Annotated in this window: 17 protein-coding genes; 8 read left to right on the forward strand and 9 right to left on the reverse strand. The window is 63.6% G+C overall.

The window, feature by feature from the left end; translation table 11 throughout:
• Window positions 1–87 precede the first annotated feature (87 nt).
• Complete coding sequence (locus NKG59_RS24685) at window positions 88–1,005, forward strand: LysR family transcriptional regulator (protein ID WP_253542546.1); 918 nt, start codon at window positions 88–90, stop codon at window positions 1,003–1,005.
• A 3-nt stretch (window positions 1,006–1,008) separates the two neighbouring features.
• On the opposite strand, the gene NKG59_RS24690 is transcribed toward NKG59_RS24685, so the two are convergent.
• Genes NKG59_RS24690 through kdgT form a run of 4 tightly spaced genes read right to left on the reverse strand, consistent with a single transcriptional unit; the run spans window position 1,009 to window position 4,172 of the window.
• Window positions 1,009–1,857: an ureidoglycolate lyase gene (locus tag NKG59_RS24690; RefSeq protein WP_253542549.1), complete on the reverse strand. Its 849-nt coding sequence runs from the start codon at window positions 1,855–1,857 to the stop codon at window positions 1,009–1,011.
• A 38-nt stretch (window positions 1,858–1,895) separates the two neighbouring features.
• The gene (locus tag NKG59_RS24695) at window positions 1,896–2,654 is read right to left on the reverse strand and encodes an SDR family oxidoreductase (RefSeq protein ID WP_253542552.1); all 759 of its coding nucleotides are present in this window, start codon (window positions 2,652–2,654) and stop codon (window positions 1,896–1,898) included.
• On the reverse strand, window positions 2,651–3,109 hold the full coding sequence (locus NKG59_RS24700; RefSeq protein WP_253542555.1) for a nuclear transport factor 2 family protein: 459 nt from the start codon (window positions 3,107–3,109) through the stop codon (window positions 2,651–2,653). Before NKG59_RS24700 ends, NKG59_RS24695 begins: the two co-directional genes overlap by 4 nt.
• A 46-nt stretch (window positions 3,110–3,155) precedes the next feature.
• Window positions 3,156–4,172, reverse strand: a complete 1,017-nt coding sequence (gene kdgT, locus NKG59_RS24705; protein WP_253542559.1) for a 2-keto-3-deoxygluconate transporter — start codon at window positions 4,170–4,172, stop codon at window positions 3,156–3,158.
• A gap of 280 nt (window positions 4,173–4,452) precedes the next feature.
• On the opposite strand from kdgT, the gene kduI reads away from it, so the two are divergent.
• From kduI to NKG59_RS24725, 4 genes are all read left to right on the forward strand, one after another.
• Window positions 4,453–5,289, forward strand: a complete 837-nt coding sequence (gene kduI, locus NKG59_RS24710) for a 5-dehydro-4-deoxy-D-glucuronate isomerase (protein WP_045206509.1) — start codon at window positions 4,453–4,455, stop codon at window positions 5,287–5,289.
• Between the two features lie 4 nt (window positions 5,290–5,293).
• Entirely contained in the window at window positions 5,294–6,079 is a 786-nt protein-coding gene (kduD, locus tag NKG59_RS24715; RefSeq protein WP_253542562.1) for a 2-dehydro-3-deoxy-D-gluconate 5-dehydrogenase KduD, read from the forward strand.
• An 84-nt stretch (window positions 6,080–6,163) separates the two neighbouring features.
• Window positions 6,164–7,003, forward strand: a complete 840-nt coding sequence (kdgR, locus tag NKG59_RS24720) for a DNA-binding transcriptional regulator KdgR (protein WP_253542565.1) — start codon at window positions 6,164–6,166, stop codon at window positions 7,001–7,003.
• A 102-nt stretch (window positions 7,004–7,105) separates the two neighbouring features.
• A complete protein-coding gene (locus tag NKG59_RS24725) occupies window positions 7,106–8,158 on the forward strand; it encodes an aldo/keto reductase (RefSeq protein ID WP_253542568.1) in 1,053 nt (350 codons plus the stop codon).
• Here NKG59_RS24725 and prfH read toward each other — a convergent pair.
• From prfH to NKG59_RS24750, 5 genes are all read right to left on the reverse strand, one after another.
• Complete coding sequence (gene prfH / locus NKG59_RS24730; protein ID WP_253542571.1) at window positions 8,155–8,772, reverse strand: peptide chain release factor H; 618 nt, start codon at window positions 8,770–8,772, stop codon at window positions 8,155–8,157. The two genes, NKG59_RS24725 and prfH, sit on opposite strands and share 4 nt — an antisense overlap.
• The gene (locus tag NKG59_RS24735) at window positions 8,772–9,899 is read right to left on the reverse strand and encodes an RNA ligase RtcB family protein (protein WP_253542574.1); all 1,128 of its coding nucleotides are present in this window, start codon (window positions 9,897–9,899) and stop codon (window positions 8,772–8,774) included. The genes prfH and NKG59_RS24735 overlap by 1 nt, the downstream gene beginning before the upstream one ends.
• Before the next feature lie 262 nt (window positions 9,900–10,161).
• Window positions 10,162–10,371, reverse strand: a complete 210-nt coding sequence (locus NKG59_RS24740) for a DUF2783 domain-containing protein (RefSeq protein WP_045206515.1) — start codon at window positions 10,369–10,371, stop codon at window positions 10,162–10,164.
• 17 nt (window positions 10,372–10,388) lie between these two features.
• Window positions 10,389–12,068 carry an FAD-dependent oxidoreductase gene (locus tag NKG59_RS24745; protein WP_253542577.1) on the reverse strand — a complete coding sequence of 560 codons (1,680 nt, stop codon included), beginning with the start codon at window positions 12,066–12,068 and terminating at the stop codon, window positions 10,389–10,391.
• 2 nt (window positions 12,069–12,070) lie between these two features.
• The gene (locus NKG59_RS24750) at window positions 12,071–13,030 is read right to left on the reverse strand and encodes an MBL fold metallo-hydrolase (RefSeq protein ID WP_253542580.1); all 960 of its coding nucleotides are present in this window, start codon (window positions 13,028–13,030) and stop codon (window positions 12,071–12,073) included.
• Window positions 13,031–13,308: 278 nt separating this feature from the next.
• Here NKG59_RS24750 and NKG59_RS24755 point away from each other — a divergent pair, with 278 nt between their 5' ends.
• The 3 genes from NKG59_RS24755 to NKG59_RS24765 all read left to right on the forward strand — a co-directional run bounded on the left by NKG59_RS24755 (window position 13,309) and on the right by NKG59_RS24765 (window position 17,191).
• A complete protein-coding gene (locus NKG59_RS24755) occupies window positions 13,309–14,193 on the forward strand; it encodes an IclR family transcriptional regulator (RefSeq protein WP_253542700.1) in 885 nt (294 codons plus the stop codon).
• Window positions 14,194–14,307: 114 nt separating this feature from the next.
• On the forward strand, window positions 14,308–15,360 hold the full coding sequence (locus NKG59_RS24760) for a branched-chain amino acid ABC transporter permease (RefSeq protein ID WP_253542584.1): 1,053 nt from the start codon (window positions 14,308–14,310) through the stop codon (window positions 15,358–15,360).
• A 4-nt stretch (window positions 15,361–15,364) separates the two neighbouring features.
• Complete coding sequence (locus NKG59_RS24765) at window positions 15,365–17,191, forward strand: branched-chain amino acid ABC transporter ATP-binding protein/permease (protein ID WP_253542587.1); 1,827 nt, start codon at window positions 15,365–15,367, stop codon at window positions 17,189–17,191.

Consider the following 17,191-nt stretch of genomic DNA (forward strand, 5'->3'; position numbering starts at 1 on the left):
ATGCGCGTATTGTCCGGATTGGATGAAAATTTGTAATATCAATGCGAGAATGCGTGCTATTGATTTTGTGAATGTCGAGGCGCCGCCATGCTGAATCTGCGGGATGTCGACCTGAACCTGCTGGTGCTGTTTCAGGAAATCCTGCGCGAAAAGCGCATTTCCATCGTGGCCGAGCGGCTTGGCTTGTCGCAGCCGGCGGTGAGCAACGCGCTGTCGCGCCTGCGTCAGACCTTTGACGACGAGCTCTTCGTGCGCACGCCGCGCGGCATGATGCCGACCGCACTTGCCGAGCAACTGGCCGAACCGGTTGCCACGGCGCTCGACACGCTGCAACGCGCCTTCGGCCAGCGCACGCACTTTGAAGCGGCCACCTCCACGCGCACCTTCACCATTGCCATGAGCGACGTCGGCGAGGTGTATTTCATGCCGGTGCTGGCGCAGCTGTGTGCCGAGCAGGCGCCCGGCGTGCGCATCGACACCAAGCGGGCCGGCGGCTTCGACATGAAGGCGGAGATGGAGGCAGGCGTCGTCGACCTCGCCATCGGCGCGTTCGATGATCTTTCCGGCGATAGCATCTTTCAGCGCCGCCTGTTTCAGCAGGATTACGTGACGATGTTCCGGCGCGGCCATGCGCTGTCGGAGGGCAAGCTCACGCTGGAGCGCTTTCGCGCCGCGTCGCATCTGGTGGTGGCGAGTTCGGCCAGCCCCTACAACGCCATCGGGCCGTTACTGGACAAGGCGGGGATCACGCAATCGGCGCGTTTTTCCGTGCCGCACTTCGTGGCGGTGCCGTACATCGTCAGCACGACCGACCTGGTGGTGACGGTGCCGCGCAAGCTGGCCGAACGCGCGGCGCCGCCATTCGGGCTGGAGTTCGCGGCGCCGCCGCTTAAGCTACCGGCACTGCAGACCAATGTGTTCTGGCACCGGCGCTTTCATCAGGACGCCGGCAACCAGTGGCTGCGCAACGTGGTCGCGCAGCGCTTTGCAGAGTTGGAAGGCTAGGCCTCAGTCTGCCGAGACCGTGCGCTGCAATTGTTCGCCCAGGCCGGCAATGCCCAATCGCATGGTCTGCCCCGGCTTGAGATAGACCGGGTTGGGTTTGATGCCCAGCCCCACGCCCGGCGGCGTGCCCGTCGAGATGACATCGCCCGGCTGCAGGCTCATGCAGCGGCTCAGATACGCCACCAGTTGCGCGACGCCAAACACCATCGTGCGCGTATTGCCGTTCTGATAGCGATGGCCGTCCACTTCCAGCCAGAGGTCCAGCGCCTGGGGGTCGGGCACCTCGTCACGCGTGACCAGCCACGGGCCAAGCGGGCCGAACGTGTCGAAGCCCTTGCCCTTGTCCCACTGGCCGCCGCGCTCGATCTGCCATTCGCGCTCGGAAACGTCGTTGACGATGCAGTAGCCCGCCACGTAGTCGAGCGCGTTGGCTTCGTCGACGTACTTGGCGGCTTTGCCGATCACCACGCCCAGTTCAACCTCCCAGTCGGTCTTGACGGAGCCGCGCGGGATCTCGATGTCGTCGTTCGGGCCGCAGATGGCGCTGGTCCACTTGTTGAAGACGACCGGCTCGGCCGGAACCGGCAGGCCGGATTCCGCGGCATGGTCGGCGTAGTTCAGCCCGATGCAGACAAACTTGCCGACGCGCCCGACGCACGGGCCAATGCGGGGTTGCCCGCTGACTGCCGGCAGCGTGGTGGCGTCCACGTCGCGCAGCTTGGCGAGGAATGTGTCCGACAGCACGTTACCGGCAATGTCGTCGACGATGCCCGACAGATCGCGGAGGGTGCCGGTGGCATCGAGCAGGCCTGGTTTCTCTTGGCCGTGGGGGCCGAAGCGCAGCAGTTTCATGAAAAGCTCAAATCGGTTGGGGGAAAGGCATCAAGGTATCAATTTGACCAGCCGCCGTCGATGAGGTGGGCCTGGCCTGTCGTAAAGGCGGCTTCGTCGGAAGCCAGATAGGCGGCCAGCGCGGCAATTTCTTCCGGCTGCCCGAGGCGCCCCATCGGCTGGCGTGCGACAAACGCAGCTTCGACTTCCGCGCGTGGTTTGCCCTGCACGCGGGCTTGTTCGTCGATGCGCTGCGAGAGCGAAGGCGACACCACCGTGCCCGGGCAGATGGCGTTGCAGCGGACGCCACGCGCCACAAAGTCTGCTGCCACGGCCTTGGTCAGTCCGATCACCGCGGCCTTTGATGCGCCATACACAAAGCGGTTCGGCACGCCCTTGATGCTCGACGCGGCGGACGACATGTTGATGACACTGCCGCCACCGCGTTCCAGCATGGCCGGCAGAAACGCGCGGATGGTCCGGTACATCGACTTGACGTTGAGGTCGAACGAGAAATCCCACGCATCCTCATCGCACTCCAGCACCGAGCCGGCGTGTACGAAGCCTGCGCAGTTGAAGAGGATGTCGATGCCGCCAAGCTCGGCGGCAAGGGCATTCACCTGCTGGGTGTCGCGCACGTCGAGGCGGCGGACGTCGAACGGCATATCGTTCAACGCGTCGATGCGCAGATCGGTAGCGATCACGCGGGCACCCTCGCGGGCGAAGCGCTCGGCGCAGGCGCGGCCGATGCCTTGCGCAGCGGCCGTCACGAGCGCGGTCTTGCCCGCCAGGCGCCCGGGAAAAGCAGCGCCGCTCATTGCTTCGGAAGCAGATAAGCCTGGCGCGCAAACAGGCGCCAGCCGTCCGGATGCTTCTTCCACACCTGCAGCACGCCGATATGCGCGGTGCTGGTCTTGCCGTCGGGCAGGTTGTTGACGGAGTCGAACACGTGGCGCACCCACGCGTTGTCGCCGTTGACCTGCACGGTCTGGTTGGTCAGCGCAATCGACTTGAATGAATTTGTGCCGTCCAGCGCCTTGAGAAAGGCTGCGTGGTCTTCCAGCTTGCCCGACGAGTGGCCGTAGGTCAGATCGTTTTCGATCAGCTTGGTGAGCGTGGCGCCGTCGCTGGCAACCATGGCGACGCGCATGTGCTCCACGGCCTGCGCAACCGTATCGGCATCGGTGGTGGCATGGGCGAGGGCGCTGCCGGCCGCGAGTGCGGCGGTCATGGCAACGCTCGCAATGCGGCGGACAAACGTGTGCAACGGCATGGGCAATCTTCTCTCTGGTCTGGTGTGCGGTGCATCGCGGGCGCGGTCAGAAATGGGCTTCGCGGTGCGCAGCCTGCGGCGGCAGGCTCGGGGTTTCCGGCTCGGGTAATGGCGCCGCACGGCCCACGCGCCGCACCCACATGGCGGTCAGGATCGGCACGAGAATCGCCGTGACCAGGCAGGCCGTGGCCACCAGCGCGGTTGCGGCCGGCACCATGGGTTTGAACCTGGGAATCATCTCGCCGATGATGGCCGGGTTTGCGACCGCCGCGCCGGCCGTGGACGATGCCGCCAGCCCAGCGGCGCCATTGCCGCCCGCGATGAATTTGTCGGAGAGGATGAGCGGCACGCCGGTGATGATGATCACCGTGAGGCCGAGTAGCAGGCCCGGGAGGCCGCTCTTGGCAATCACGTGCAGGTCGATGCCGTTGCCCAGCGCAAAGCCGAAGAACGGAATGAGCGGATGCACGCAGCGGCCGAACAGCTCGCGCAGTTCGCTGTCGAGATTGCCCAGCGTAAAGCCGATCAGGAAGGGCAGCACCGCGCCCACGAACAGCCGTGGCTCAAACACGGCAATGCCCGTTGCACCCAAAATGAACATGCTGACCAGCGGTCCGGATTCGATCGACATCAGCACGAACGCACCCGCTTCTTCCTTGGTGCCGTACTGCTGCATGACGGCGGCGTAGAGCCCGCCGTTGGTCATGTCCATCGACGTGGTGATCGCCAGTACCGACAGTCCGGCAAGGATGCCGGTCTTGATGCCCTCGTCCGGAATGAACTGTGCAGCCACCAGCGTTGCCAGCCACGCCACGGCAATCTTCGTGACGAGCAGGGTGCCCGACTTGCGCAGCACCACGCCGGTGGCATGTAAGTCGATGGTCGCGCCCATGCAGAAAAACCACACCGCGAGGATCGGCACCGTGCCGGTGATCAGGCCATTGGTGAACGAGCCGAAGTACTTCCCGGCATCGGGTGCGAACGTATGCGCGCATGCGCCCAGCAGCAGCGGCACGAGCATCAGCCCGCCCGGAATGCGGTCAATCGCCTTCTTGATCTTCACGTCTCCTCCGTGAGCCTCTGTGGGCTCGGTTGGTTGGGGTCCAACATCATGGGGGTGACTATAGCGGATGATATGGAACGATGTTCCATGTTTTTAGCTATGGCTGATTTATCGTTTACCCGAAGGCGCAAATGTGTGCGGTGCGGCGCTATTCCACTCGATATTGGCCCGGCATCAAAAATATGGATCGACGTTCCGTATTTTTGTTTTTTGTGCTTCAATCCAACCCAGAATAGCCGGCAGCGCATGCGGATGCCGGTGTATCCCACGGAGAAATGGCATGGAAGTGCGGCAAGGAATCCACAGCGAACACGCAAAAACCCTCGACACGGCTGGGCTGCGCCGCCAGTTCCTGGTTGAACAGGTGTTCGAGCGCGATGCGCTCAAGCTCACGTACAGCCATATCGACCGGATCATCGTGGGCGGAGCGTGGCCGGCAACGCGGCCGGTGGAGGTGCCGGCATCGCTCGCCAAGTCGATGGGCGTGAGCCATCTGCTGGAGCGCCGCGAGCTGGGCGCGATCAACATTGGCGGTCCGGGCTGGGTGGAGGTGGATGGCACACGTCACGCCGTCGGCAATGAAGAGGCGATCTACATCGGCCAGGGCGGCCAGAACGTCGTCTTCGGCAGCGACGATGCTGCCAGGCCCGCCAAGTTCTACATCAACTGCGCGCCGGCCCATACGGCCTATCCGACGCGCACGATCACACTGGCGCAGGCGTCGCCCGAAACGCTCGGCGATCCGGCCACCAGCAACCGGCGAACGATCTACAAGTTCATCGTGCCGGACGTGCTGCCCACCTGCCAGCTCTCGATGGGCATGACCAAGCTCGAGCCCGGCAGCCTGTGGAACACCATGCCGTGCCACACGCACGAGCGCCGCATGGAGGTCTATTTCTATTTCAACCTGCCGGACAACGCCGCCGTGTTCCACATGCTCGGCGAGCCGCAGGAGACCCGCCACATCCTCGTCCACAACGAGCAGGCCGTGATCTCGCCAAGCTGGTCGATCCACTCGGGCGTGGGCACGCAGGCGTACACCTTCATCTGGGGCATGGTCGGCGAGAACCAGGTGTTCCACGACATGGACCACATCGCCATTGCCGACCTGCGCTGACACCATGCGGCTCGAGAATCCCTATCTCCAGAGCGCAAGCCTGTTCGACCTGACCGGCAAGGTGGCCATCGTCACCGGCAGCAACGCTGGGTTGGGCGCGGGCATGGCGATGGCGCTAGCCGCGGCGGGTTGCGACATCGTGGGCGCCAACCGTTCGGACCCGGCAGGGACCGCCGCACGCGTGGAAGCGGTCGGCCGTCGGTTTGTTGACGTGCGAGCCGATCTGTCTTCGCTGGGGCCGATCGACAGCATCGTCGATGCCGCGATGGACACCTTCGGCCGTGTCGACATCCTGGTCAACAACGCGGGCATCATCCGCCGCTGCGACGCGCTGGAATTTTCCGAAGCCGATTGGGATGCGGTAATCGACGTCAACCTCAAGGGCGTGTTCTTTCTCTCGCAGGCGGTGGCACGGCAGTTCGTGGGGCAAGGTGGCCGCGGAAAGATCATCAACGTGGCGTCGATGCTGTCGTTTCAGGGCGGCATTCGCGTGCCGTCGTATACGGCATCGAAGAGCGGTGTGCTCGGGCTCACCCGGCTGCTGGCCAATGAATGGGCTGGCCGCGGCATCAACGTCAACGCCATCGCGCCCGGTTACATGGAAACCGACAACACAGCGCAGCTGCGCGAAGACCGGCAACGCAGCGAAGAGATTCTCGCGCGTATTCCGGCCGGGCGCTGGGGCGTGCCGGACGACCTTGCAGGCGCGGTGGTGTTTCTCGCTTCGGCGGCATCGGATTACGTGCACGGCCACACGCTCGCGGTCGATGGCGGGTGGCTGGCGCGATAGGCAAAGTCGGCAGGTGGATTGATGGAACGCAGTATGAGACCGGTTATGCTCTCTCCAGATTTTGAAATCACGGAACCACGAGAGATGAAAGCCACGCCCCGGCAACGCAAGCCGGAAGCCCTGTCCGCCAACGAACCCGTTGATACCGGTGCCGATAAGGCCGAATCGGTCTCGGCGGTCGACAAGGTGTTCACCATCCTGGCCGCGATGGGCGAGCTTGGCGCCGTCGGCCCCAGTGAACTGTCGCAGCGGCTGGGCATGTCAAAGACGACCGTGCACCGTTTCCTGCAGTCGCTCAAAAGCCTCGGTTATGTGGCGCAGGAAGGCGACACCGATCGATATCGGCTGACCATCCGCCTGTTCGAGCTTGGCGCCAAGGCGCTGGAGAATGTCGACCTCGTCCGCGAGGCCGACACCGAGATGCGGCGCATCGGTCAGCTCACGCGCGAGGCTGTCCACCTGGGCGCCTTTGACGAAGACGCCATTATCTACATCCACAAGATCGACGCCGATTACGGCTTGCGCATGCAGTCGCGCATCGGCCGCCGCAATCCGCTGCACAGCACGGCCATCGGTAAGGTGCTGCTGGCGTACATGCCGCCGGAAGAGGCACGCGAGGTGCTGTCGAAGGTGGAGTTCAAGAAATCCACGCAGAAGACGCTTGCCTCTGCCGAGGCCGTGCTGAGCATCCTGCCGCGCGTACGCCAGCAAGGTTTTGGCGAAGACAACGAAGAGCAGGAAGACGGGCTGCTGTGTATTGCCGTGCCGGTGTTCGATCGTTTTGACCGCGTGATTGCGGGGCTGTCGATCTCGTTCCCGACCATGCGTTGCGGCGCCGATACGAAAGCGCACTACGTCGCGCTGCTGCAGCAGGCTGGCGCGGCCATCTCTTCGCGCCTGGGCCATCACCCTGCATCCGACTGAGCGCTCTGCAGGATCAGCCGGTCCGTCCTATCCTCTGCGTTGTTTCCCGCATCTGAGCCTGTGCGCTCAGCATTCCATTTCCACCGTATTGGAGTCGATCACATGCGTTACAACCAACTGGGCCGGACCGGCCTGTTCGTTTCTGAGTTGTGCCTCGGCACGATGACCTTCGGCGGCAACGACGGCATCTGGCAGCACATCGGCGATTTGCAGCAAGCCGATGCCGAGCGCCTGATCGGGCGCGCGCTCGACGCCGGCATCAATTTCATCGATACGGCTGATGTGTACGCCAACGGTGTCGCTGAACAGATGACAGGGCAGGCGCTCAAGAACCTGAAGGTGTCGCGCGACAGCGTGGTCGTCGCCACCAAGGTGTTCGGCCAGACCGGCGAAAGCATGAACGCACGCGGCGCCTCACGCTTGCACATCATGGACGGCATCAAGGCGAGCCTGAAACGCATGCAGCTCGACCATATCGATCTTTATCAGATCCATGGTTTCGACCCCGCCACGCCCATTGAAGAAACCGTGCGTGCGCTCGACACGCTCGTCCAGCATGGCCATGTGCGCTATGTGGGCGTGTCGAATTGGGCAGCGTGGCAGATCGTCAAGGCGTTGGGGATTGCCGAGCGGCTCGGCTGCGCACGCTTCGAAAGCTTGCAGGCGTACTACACCATCGCCGGACGTGATCTTGAGCGCGAACTGGTGCCGATGCTCAAAAGCGAAGGCCTGGGCCTGATGGTCTGGAGCCCGCTGGCCGGCGGCCTGCTCAGCGGCAAATACACGCGCGAGCAGCACGGCGAACACGACAGCCGCCGCAACAAGTTCGACTTTCCGCCAGTGGACCGTGCACGTGCCTACACGTGCGTGGATGCCATGCGCGTCATGGCCAATGCGCGCAGCGTGTCGGTTGCGCAGATTGCGCTTGCGTGGCTGCTGCATCAGCGCGCAGTGACCACCGTGATCGTCGGTGCCAAGAAGATTGAGCAGCTCGACGACAACATCGCGGCCACCAAGGTTGAACTGACGGCGGAAGAGCTGGCGCAGCTCGATGAACTGAGCAAACTCCCAGCCGAATACCCAGGCTGGATGCTGGAGCGGCAAGGTGAGTACCGGCGTGGCCAGCTTGCCGGAGCGCGGCAGGCCGGACGCTAGTCTGTCGGCTCAAATCGTTCGCCTTTGAACACGCGGTGCGGGTTGCCGCGCTCCACATGATGATGGAGCGCGCGCCGTTGCGCACGCCGTGTTGCATCGGCTGCCGCGTCATCGTCCGCCAGCTTGTGTGCGAGTAGCAGCACGGCCAGCCGCTTGTTGGCGTGCTGGCTGCGCTCGGTCTGCACCTTCACGCTGATGCCCGTGGCGATATGCGTGGCCCGCACGGCCGATTCCGTCTTGTTGACATGCTGCCCGCCGGGTCCTGACGAACGCGTGGTCTCGAAGCGGATCTCGCTGGGTAGCGTTTCTGACGGCGCGGCACAGCGCGCCACTCCCAAGAACCAGTTCTTGCGCGCGTGCCGTGGCCGATACGGGCTCGGGCATGTCCACTGGATCGTGCCTTCCCATGCTCGAGCCACGGCGTTCTCGGAGTCGCCTTCCAGGCTGATCAAGGCGGAGCGCAGCGTGCCGGCGCGCTCCCCATCCTCCTGTTCCAGCAGTTCGAGTTGGACGCCGGCGGCTGCAGCTTCGCGTTGCAGCCGCGCGAGCGCTTTCACCACAGCCAGCTCGCATTCGGCCGGGCCTTGGGCGGAAGAGAGTTGCAGTAACACCATCAGCAGCACTCCCCACGCGTCTTGTACGTCAACACCGGGCGCAGGCGCGCGAGCACCTTGACCAGGCCGGCGTCCACCAGCGGCGCGATGACGCTCTCGATCGGCTTGTAGGCCTCGGGCGCTTCTTCGTAGATCAACCGTTTGTCTTCGCAGATGACATGGCCGCCAAGCTTGGTGCGATTGAGCTGCGCTGGCGTGAAGCGGCGGATGAGGCGATCCTTGCACTCGCTGCGCATCCACTTGCGGCCCGCGCCGTGGGCGAGTGAGAACAAGCCGTGCTCGCTCGGGCGTGGCGCGACGAGGTAGCTGTAGTCCCCACGCGAGCCTGGGATGACGACCACGCCGGCATCCGATGGCGTTGCGCCCTTGCGGTGCAACCAGCCGCGCTCACCGAATATCGTGGCCGGCGCGACAAAGTTGTGGTGCACGTCGAGCAGCGCTTTGCCCTGCGCGTGCAGGCGGTCGAGCATGCGGCGCGCGATGAGTTCGCGGTTGGCCTTGGCAAAGTACAGCGCCGTGTCGTGGCGCGCCAGATAGGCGGCGCACACCGCATCGTCCTGTGCGAGCCCGGCGTGGCCATACGTGCGCACCTGCTCCTCGAGGATGGCCTGGCCGAGCCCTCGCGAGCCGCTGTGCACCAGCAGCAGAAGCTGGCGTGGGTCCAGCGGCAGTTCCTCTGCGTCGTAAATCTCGTCGACGCGCTGTAGCTCAGCAAAGTGGTTGCCGCCGCCGATGGTGCCAAGCGCTGCATCGAAGTCGGTGCCAGCCGGTGCCAATGCGGCGACACGCTCGCTCCAGCTTTCGTCGAGTGGCGCATCGATGTTGCCAAGACGCTTTTCCAGCTTGTCCAGGCTGGTCTTGTTGGCATCGAGATCGGTGGCCCACAGCGTCATGCCGCAGCCGATGTCGTTGCCGATCAATGCCGGATACAACCGGCCGACTGAGAAAAACGCTGCGCCAACGGGGTAACCGCGACCGGGATGCAGATCAGGCATGCCGGCCACATGGCGCATGCCGTCGAGTGCTTTGGTGGTTTGAAGTTGTCGGATCGCGTCGCCTTCGATCCAGGTGTCGTCCGAGGCGATCAGGGAGACGCCGTCGAACAAATGCAAGATGCAATTGCCCATGAAATATCCATATCAGGTCTGAAAAAAAATCTGATGTGGCAGGCCGAAGGCCGGGGCAATGCGAAGACGCTGTGAACTACAGCGCGAGAGGTTCGATCAACCCAGGCAAGGGCCTGCAAAGGGGAAAGCAAGGTGACGCATGATGTTTTTTCCTCCTATGCAAAATGGTTGATCGGTAAGCGGGGCGGATACTAGCACCGCACTTTGCGCAGTCGCAAGTACGATCAAGCGTAAGTGTTGGATTGTTGAAACGCGATGGCGCTCAGGTTGCTGTTGCCGCCGGCAATGCAAGTCGCGCCGCCGCCAGCGCTTCACGCAATACCGCCATGTCGCCGATATGGTTTGCGAGCAGCAGGATGAGCTGTGCATTGAGCATCGCGCTGTGCTCGTCGTCCAGGTTGCGATGCGCGTCGATCAGCGCTTCGTAAAAATCATCGGGGCGCGGCAGATTGGGTTGCGTGTTCAGCGGCATGGCGGTCGGTATTCAGCTCAGGCGGAGACAGTGGCGTGCGGCGTTGCCGCAGGCGCAGTTTGCCCGGTGGCACGAAGCAACGCAGCGGCCAGCTTGGCAGGCTCAAGCGCCCGCCAGCGTGCACAGACGTGCTGATCGGGGCGGATCAGGTAAGTCGTGCCGGGGCGTGCGTCATAGCGTTGCGCGACCAGGCCGTCGATGTCTTCCAGCGCGGTCACGTTGGCAGAGACCGTGCCCATGCCACCAACTGGGAAGATTGCCAGCGTAGGCAGCGGCAGCGCATCGACGTGTTCTCCGGCACCGCAGAAACGCAGCGCCATGAAGCCGCCGTGCAGATGACTGAGCAGCCAATCGGCGCGGCCATCGGCATTGCGCACCGGTGCGTCGAGTGCGACAGCGCCGGGTACGAGCGCGCAGGCGAAGGGCGCTTCATCTTCTGTCTGCAATGCAGAGCCTTCCAGCACCGTCGGCACCGACAGCCGCCCGCTGTTGACCAGCGTTCGCGCAAACGGATAGTGCTTGGCCAAGCGCAGCGTGGCATCGCGAAAAAGCCGGCTGACTGCGCTCTTGGGCGTGATGAAGTCGGTCGAGCGGGTGGAGTGACGGATGTTGTCGTCGGCGGCGAACTCGCGCTCGCTCGCGTAGGTGTCGAGCAGCGCGTCGGGCGCATCGCCGGCAAGCACCATGCGCAACTTCCACGCGAGGTTCTCGGCATCCTGCAAGCCGCTGTTGGCACCGCGCGCGCCGAACGGCGACACACGATGCGCCGCATCGCCGACGAAGAGCACGCGGCCGTGGCGGAAGCGGTCCATGCGTTCGCACGAGAACGTATAGACGCTGACCCATTCCAGCTCGAAGTCGACGCCTTCCCCCAGCAGCGCGCGTACGCGCGGGATGACGCGCTCAGGTTGCTTCTCGGCTACGGGGTCGGCGTCCCAGCCGAGCTGGAAGTCGATGCGCCAGACGTTGTCGGGCTGATGGTGCAGCAGTACCGATTGATTCGGGTGGAACGGTGGATCAAACCAGAACCAGCGTTCGCTGGGGAAGGGCGCATCCATGCGCACGTCGGCGATCAGGAAGCGGTCTCTGAATGTCTGGCCCCGGGCTTCGAGTCCCATCATGTGGCGTACCGGGCTGCGCGAGCCATCGGCGGCGACCACGTATTGCGCGCGCTGCTCGTAAGTGCCGTCGGGCGTCTCGATGGTGAGCGTTACACCATCCGCATCCTGTGAGAGGCCCGTCACCTTGTTCTTCCAGCGCAACTCGATGTTCGGCAAGGCTTGCGCGCGTTGAACAAGAAAGCCTTCCACGTAGTACTGCTGCAGGTTGATGAAGGCCGGCCGCCGATGTCCAGTTTCGGGCAGCAAGTCAAAGCTGTAGAGCAGTTCGTTCTTCAGGTAGACCTTGCCGACGTTCCAGCTCACGCCTTTGTCGACCATGCAGTCGCCGCAGCCGAGACGATCGAAAATTTCCAATGAACGCTTGGAGAAGCAGATCGCGCGCGAGCCGTTGGACAGCGTGCAATCGTCGTCGACAACGACCACGGCCACGCCCTGCTGCGCCAGATCGATGGCCGTGGCCAAACCCACCGGCCCTGCGCCGACGATAACGACGGGGCGAGCCTCAGTTGCCGCGCCGGGTTGTTGTTCGGCGCACGGCCTATACGCGAAGGCGCGGTTCTGGAAGTCGGGGTTCATGTTCAGCCTTGCAGGGCGGCCCACATTTCCTTGTCGCGCTCGGCGGTCCAGATGCGCGGGTGCTTGATGCCGCTGGCCTCATCAAAGGCGCGCGTCACGTCAAACGGCAGGCAGTGCTCGTAGATGAAGACGCTGCCGAACTTCGGATCCATGGCTGCGCGGGTGTGCGCCATGGCGGCTTTCAGGTCCATCTTGTGCGCGACGGCTTCCTTGCCGCGCTGGAGCAGGGTAGACACGAAATCGCGCGTATAGGCGAGTCCCTTGTTGACTTCGGCTGGATTGAGCAGCGCCGGGCCGCGACCGGGCACGAGCTTGTCGGCGCCGAGCGCGCGCAGTGCATCCAGCGTGGCGGGCCATTCTTCGAGTTGGGCGTCACCGCAGTAGCAAGCGGCGTCGTATTCGACGAGATCGCCGGAGAAGAGCACTTTCTGTGAGGGAATCCACACCACCGTGTCGCCCTTCGTGTGGCCGGGGCCGAGGTGCAGGATCTTCACTTCCAACTTGCCCAGGAACAGTGTCAGCTCGCGCTCGAACACCAGCGTCGGCCACGTCAGGCCCGGCACGGTTTCCACCCCGGCAAACAGGCGCGGGAAGCGTTCGATTTCCGACTTCATATCGGCTTCACCGCGCTCGACAATCATCTCGTACGTGCCGCGGCTGGCAATGATGTTCTGCGCGCCTTCTGCAAAGTAGGCTGATGCGCCGAGCACGCGCACGGCGTGATAGTGCGACAGCACCACGTGCTTGATCGGCTTGTCGGTGATGGCGCGGATGCGTGCGATCAGGTCTTGCGCCATCGCTGGCGTGGCGGTGGTGTCGACGATCAGCACCGAGTCGTCGCCGATGATGACGCCCGAGTTCGGGTCGCCCTCGGCGGTATAGGCGTAAGCGTTGGGGGAGAGCTGGGTGAAGGTGACTTGTTTGGCCTCGAGGTCGGCTTGCGAGGCGAAGGCTTTGGCCATTCTGTCACTCCTGGTGTAGTTGATTACGGTTGGGGGAATTGTTTTTCAACGTGCAGGGTCCGGAAAACCTGGGTTGGGGCGTGCTAATACCAAGCCATACCGAATGCTGGCAATCATAGACCGCAGGGTCTGGGGATGCGCCTAGGGTATACGTGAATTATGATTAGAAGCATTGTTTCTACAATGCATAAAAATCAAAAACTGGCCGTCGAGGCGAAGCTGCGTGCTACGCTCGGAGCACTTTGTCGGCTCAGCCTCAGCCAATGCGCCCCCAAGACATGGAGACTCCGGAAGTCGAAGACGACCTGCCACCCGATGGCGATGTTGAAGACGCGCGCGCAAACCGTGACCGTTCGGGCATCCAATCCATTGAGGTCGGCGCTCAATTACTGGTGGCGCTGACGCGTGCCATGCGGGCGATGGCGCTCGGCGATTTGGCACGCACGGCGGGTATGCATCCGTCCAAGGCGCATCGTTATCTGGTGAGCCTGCAGCGCGTGGGCGCCGTGTCGCAAGACCCGCTGACCGGCCGCTACGAACTCGGGCCGTTTGCGCTGCGCCTGGGTCTGGCCAGCCTCAACCGCTCCGACGCCATCGTCCGCACGCGGCCGTTGCTGGCCGGCCTGCGCGACCAGACCGGCCACACCATCGGCATTGCCGTCTGGAGCGATCGTGGCCCGACCGTTGTGCATTGGGAGAAGGCCGGTGGTGCGCCTGGCGTGAACCTGCGCATTGGCGACGTCTTGCCGATGCTTAATTCAGCCACTGGCCGCCTGTTTGGCGCCTATCAACCGATGGAGCAGACGCTGCCGCTCGTTGAGCGCGAGCTGCACGAGCGTGCCAGCGACGACCTGCCGGGCCTGCCGCGTTCGCTAACCGATTACTACCGTCTGTGTGAAGACGTCCGGACCGAAGGCGCATCGTGGGTCACGGGTAGTCTGCTGCCGGGCGTGAATGCCCTGTCGCTGCCGGTGTTCGGAGCGCGCGGGCAGCTTGTGCTGGTGCTGATCGCGCTGAACCTGCAACCGCTGTTTCACGCGCAGCGCGGGGGCGAGCTGGAGCACACGCTGCGCACGTTCGTGATGCGCCTGTCTGCCATGCTGCAGGCGCCCGCGGTCAGCCCCGCCAAGGCCAGCAACCGGCGGAGCAGGGCGACGCGTTAGGGTTGTCGCCAATTTCATCCTGTCGTAAGAAATTTACTATCTCGTAACTCGTGGCGCCCCCTCGCCCGGTTCACATCCGGCGCGAACTCCACGATTACAAGAACGAGGAGCTTCATGGACTTGTCGATTGCCGCCATCCTGGCGCAAGACGGCGTGACATCGGGCGCGATCTACGCGCTGCTGGCACTGGCGCTCGTGCTGGTGTTTTCCGTCACGCGCGTGATCTTCATCCCGCAGGGCGAATTCGTCGCGTATGGCGCGCTCACGCTGGCGGCCATCCAGGCCAACAAGGCGCCGCTGTCGGCCAGCATGCTGGTTGCGCTGGGTGTGCTGACGTTCCTCGTCGAGATGGGCCGCACGCTGCTGCAACCCGAACTGCGCCTGCATGCGCTGCGCACAGGCGCCATCTATGCGGTCAAATACTTGGTCTTTCCGATTGCGGTGTACATCGCCGCCAGCATGCTTGCACCGATGACGTTGCCCATGCTTGCGCAGGTCGCGTTGACACTGCTGATCGTCATTCCCATGGGCCCCATGATCTACCGCCTGGCCTACGAGCCATTGGCCGAAGCCAGCACGCTGGTGCTGCTGATCGTTTCGGTGGGCGTGCACTTCGCGATGGTGGGCCTCGGCCTCGTGATGTTTGGCGCGGAAGGCTCGCGCACGGATGCGTTTTCCGATGCGCGCTTTGATCTGGGCTCGCTCACCGTGTCAGGCCAGAGCCTGTGGGTGGTGGCTGTATCGGTGCTGATGATCGTGGCACTGTACTTCTACTTTGGCCGCACAGTGTCGGGCAAGGCGCTGCGTGCGACGGCAGTGAACCGGCTGGGTGCGCGGCTGGTCGGCATCGGGACCACGCAGGCGGGGCGTCTGGCTTTCACGCTGGCGGCGGCGTTGGGCGCGCTGTGCGGCATCCTGATTGCTCCGCTCACTACGGTCTACTACGAGTCCGGCTTCCTGATCGGCCTGAAGGGGTTTGTGGGCGCGATCGTGGGTGGGCTCGTGAGCTATCCGGTGGCTGCGCTGGGCGCGCTGCTCGTTGGGCTGTTGGAGTCGTATTCGTCGTTCTGGGCGTCGGCGTTCAAGGAGGTGATCGTGTTCACGCTCATCATTCCCGTGCTGCTGTGGCGATCGCTCACCACCAAGCATGTCGAGGAAGAGGAATAAGCCGATGAACACGCTGACTAAATCTTCCGAAGGCCCTACGCAGCGCAGCTGGCTTTCTCGCAACCGCGTGCTGACCGCCTTGTTTGTGGTTGTGCTCGCGTTGATCCCCATCGTGCCCACGCCCGAATTCTGGATCACGCTGCTGAACTACATCGGGCTCTATAGCCTTGTCGCGCTGGGGCTGGTGCTGCTGACCGGGGTGGGCGGCCTGACCTCGTTCGGGCAAGCGGCGTTCGTTGGCCTCGGTGCATATAGCACCGCGTATCTGACGACGCAGTATGGCGTGTCGCCGTGGATCGGCTTGCTGGCCGGGCTGGTGATCACGGTGGTCAGTGCATATGTGATCGGCCTGATCACGATGCGCATGTCGGGCCACTACCTGCCGCTGGCGACGATTGCGTGGGGGCTGTCGCTGTTCTTCCTGTTCGGCAATCTCGAATTCCTCGGCAAGTACGACGGGCTGAACGGCATTCCTGTGTTGAACGTGCTCGGTAAATCGTTGCAGACCGGGCGCGAGATGTTCTACCTGATCTGGGCCGTCGTTGTTGTGGCTGTGCTGGCCGTGCAGAACCTGCTGAATTCGCGCCCGGGCCGTGCTATCCGCGCGCTCAAGGGCGGCGGCACAATGGCCGAAGCCATGGGCGTGAACACGGCGTGGATGAAGGTGGTGATCTTCGTGTTTGCGGCGGTGCTGGCGTGCATTTCAGGCTTCCTCTATGCGCATCTGCAACGCGCGGTGAACCCGACGCCGTTCGGCCTGAACTACGGTATCGAATACCTGTTCATGGCGGTGGTCGGTGGCGTGGGCCACGTGTGGGGCGCGGTGCTCGGCGCGGGTTTGCTGACCATCCTGAAAGACAGCCTGCAAAGCATTCTGCCGAAGCTGCTGGGCACCAACGGCAACTTCGAGATCATCGTGTTCGGCGTTCTGCTGGTGCTGTTGCTGCAGTACGCGCGTGACGGCGTATGGCCGTTCATCCGCAAGCTGTTTCCCTCGGCACCGACGGCGCGTGCACCCGACGAAGCGCCGGCGCTGAAGCAGCGCGAGAAGCCGCATGCTGGCGAGCTGATCCTCGACGTACGCTCCGCACGCAAGGAGTTTGGCGGCCTTGTTGCCGTGAACGACGTCAGCTTCCAGGTGAAAGCCGGCGAGATCATCGGCCTGATCGGCCCCAATGGCGCGGGTAAGTCGACCACCTTCAACCTCGTGACAGGCGTGCTGCCGGTCACGCGTGGTGAGGTGCTCTACCGTGGCGAGCACATCAACGGTATGCCTTCGCGTGAGATCGTCAAACGCGGCATCGGCCGTACCTTCCAGCATGTGCAATTGCTCTCGGGCATGACCGTCTTGGAAAACGTAGCGCTTGGCGCCCACCTGCGCGGCGACTTCGCAGCGCAGGGTGGCGTGCTCGCCAGCGTGGTGCGCATGAACCAGGCTGAAGAGCAGAAGCTGCTGTTTGAAGCGCGCCGCCAACTGGAACGCGTGGGCTTGGCCGATTGCATGTATCAGGAAGCCGGCAGCCTGGCGCTCGGCCAGCAACGCATTCTCGAAATCGCCCGTGCGCTGTGCTGCGATCCGGCGCTGCTGCTGTTGGACGAGCCCGCCGCGGGCCTGCGCTACAAGGAAAAGCAAGCGCTGGCTGCGCTGCTTACCAAGCTGAAAGCCGAAGGTATGAGCGTGCTGCTGGTTGAGCACGACATGGACTTCGTCATGAATCTCACTGATCGGCTGGTCGTCATGGAATTCGGCACCAAGATCGCCGAAGGGCTGCCGCAGGAAGTGCAGCAGAACCCGGCCGTGCTGGAAGCCTACCTGGGCGGCGTGGAATAA

Origin of the sequence: Ralstonia chuxiongensis (genome assembly GCF_024158925.1) — a bacterium.
GTDB classification, from domain to species: Bacteria; Pseudomonadota; Gammaproteobacteria; order Burkholderiales; family Burkholderiaceae; genus Ralstonia; species Ralstonia chuxiongensis.